At 64.0% G+C, this 2,300-nt stretch carries 2 protein-coding genes; one reads left to right on the top strand and one right to left on the bottom strand.

The window, feature by feature from the left end; genetic code table 11:
* Positions 1–669 (bottom strand): Glu/Leu/Phe/Val family dehydrogenase (locus B7L71_RS11170; RefSeq protein ID WP_139790125.1); only part of this gene is annotated, 669 nt, incomplete at its 3' end.
* Positions 670–866: 197 nt separating this feature from the next.
* Here B7L71_RS11170 and B7L71_RS11165 point away from each other — a divergent pair.
* Complete coding sequence (locus tag B7L71_RS11165) at positions 867–2,180, top strand: ferredoxin reductase family protein (RefSeq protein ID WP_081137998.1); 1,314 nt, start codon at positions 867–869, stop codon at positions 2,178–2,180.
* Positions 2,181–2,300 lie beyond the last annotated feature (120 nt).

Below are 2,300 nucleotides of genomic sequence, written 5' to 3'. Positions count from 1 at the left end.
GCCACGGCCAGTGGCTTCCACCCGGCCTGGCGAGCCTCCTAGCGGCAGCGGTTTGCCCGTGATGGCGGCTGGCGCCTGGGCGCGCAGGATGTGCTCGTACTCATCGATCATCCAGCCCATCACCGTGGCATCGGTATTCACGTCCGGTGCGGGGATGTCGCGGTCGGGCCCCATGATGTCGGCGATGGCGCGGATATAGCCCCGCGCCAGCCGCTCTCGCTCCAGCGACGACAGCGACTTGGCATCCACCTGAACGCCGCCCTTGCCGCCACCGTAGGGCAGGTTGACCACCGCGCACTTCACCGCCATCCAGAAGCTCAGCGTGGTGACTTCATGCTGGTTCACGTCCGGGTGGAAGCGAACCCCGCCCTTGGCAGGTCCCAGGCTGGTGTCGTACTGCACGCGCCAGGCCGGAAACGCCTTCAGGCTGCCATCATCCATGCGCACCGGCACGCTGACCTGCAATGAAAGGCTCGGCTGCATCAAACGCGCCTGAGCATCCGGGTGGATTTCCAACGCCTCGAACACGGCCACCAGCCGCGAACGAGCGTCTTCAAACAAGGCAGCCCCGGTATCGGGGGTCAGCTGCTGTGGCGCCTTGGCAGCCGCCGAGGACGCTGTAGAGTCGGACTTGCTCGGCTGGCGTTTCTTCGATTTTCCTTTGCCCATCATGCTGCTCCTGTCGGGTGAATGCTGGCGCTATCGGCCATACTGACTCTCGATGGCCCTTCCGTCAGCGTAGCAGCTCCTGCCGCGTTGGCGGCCAGACTTGCGAAATGCTCGGTTTTTCCCACACTTGGACTAGCCACCCACAGGAAGACGGGGCAACACTCGCCATTCGCAAGGACGCACAAGGAGAAGCATTCGTGAACCACGTCATCCGCCAAGCGCTGCTTTGGGTCACTCTCTACATGGTGCTGGCGTTACTGCCGGTGAGCTGGCTGCTGGTGTCGCCGCCAGCTCCACGCAGCGCCTTGGCCGAGGCAGGCGTATTGCTCGGTGCGCTGGCGCTGAGCATCATGGCGCTGCAAGCGCTGATTTCGGGCCGTCACGGCTTTGGTAACCGCGCAGGGTTCGATAACGTGCTGCAGTTTCATCGCCAGCTGGGGATCGGTGCCCTGCTGCTGGTACTGGCGCACCCCACGCTGACATTCATCGCCGAACCCAGCCTGCTGCACTATCTCGACCCTCGCGAGGACACCCTACGCGCCCTGGCCCTGATGGCTCTGCTGCTGGCCAGCCTGACCCTAGTGATCACCTCGCTATGGCGCAAGCGGCTGGGGTTGAGTTACGAGACATGGCGACTGCTGCATGGCGGCCTGACCGCTTTCGTGGTCATGGGCGGGCTGGGGCATGCGCTGATGGCTCAGCGCTACACCCAAGGCGTCGTCACCTCGGGCGTCTTTGCCCTGCTGCTCCTGCTGCCGCTAGGGCTGCTGGTGGAAACTCGCCTGCTGCGGCCGTGGCGGCTGCGCCGCCAGCCCTGGCGCGTGGTGGATAACCAGCTGGAGCGAGGCGACACCACGACGCTGACGCTGGAGGCAGATGGCCAGCACCAGCTGGACTTCCAGCCCGGGCAGTTTTTCTGGATCACCCTGGGGGATACCCCTTTTGCCTTGCAGCAGCACCCTTTTTCCATCGTTTCCAGCGCATCACAGCCAGGCAGGGTGGCTTTCAGTGCCAAGCGGCTGGGGGACTTCACCCGCACCCTGCCCAAGGTCAAGGCCAATACCCGTGCCTTCATCGAAGGGCCTTTCGGCGCTTTTACCCCCAACCCCGATAACCCCCATGGCATCGTGATGCTGGCGGGCGGTATCGGTATCACCCCGTTCATCAGCATGCTGCGCAGCTTTCGTGACGCGGGCAACGCCCCCCCGATCTGGCTGATCTATGCCAACCCGACCTGGCAGGAAGCCACCTTCCGTGAGCACCTGGAAACGCTCAGCAACGAGCTGCCGCTGGAGGTGATTCACGTGCTATCCGACCCGCACGAAGGGTGGCAGGGCGAAACCGGCTATGTGGACGAGGCACTGATCGAACGTGTCTTGCCGGACCTGGACCCGCGGACCGACTGTTACATTTGCGGCCCAGACCCGATGATGGATAGCGCCGAACGCGGGCTGATTGCCCACGGCATCCCGCCGACGCACATTTTTTCCGATCGCTTCGACATCGTCTGAGAGAGGTTCGCATGCTGCACCACTACGCCCGCCACCTTGGCACTGCCACGCTGGTCGTGTTGATTGCCCTGACGCTGCTGGCCTTCTGGCTGCGTTGATGGCATGAGCGACGGCCCCCTG

Origin of the sequence: Halomonas sp. BC2 (assembly GCF_002078115.1) — a bacterium.
Lineage (GTDB): Bacteria > Pseudomonadota > Gammaproteobacteria > Pseudomonadales > Halomonadaceae > Vreelandella > Vreelandella stevensii.
Note: the sequence above shows the minus strand (reverse complement) of the source record. Positions and strands in the feature narration are given on the sequence as shown.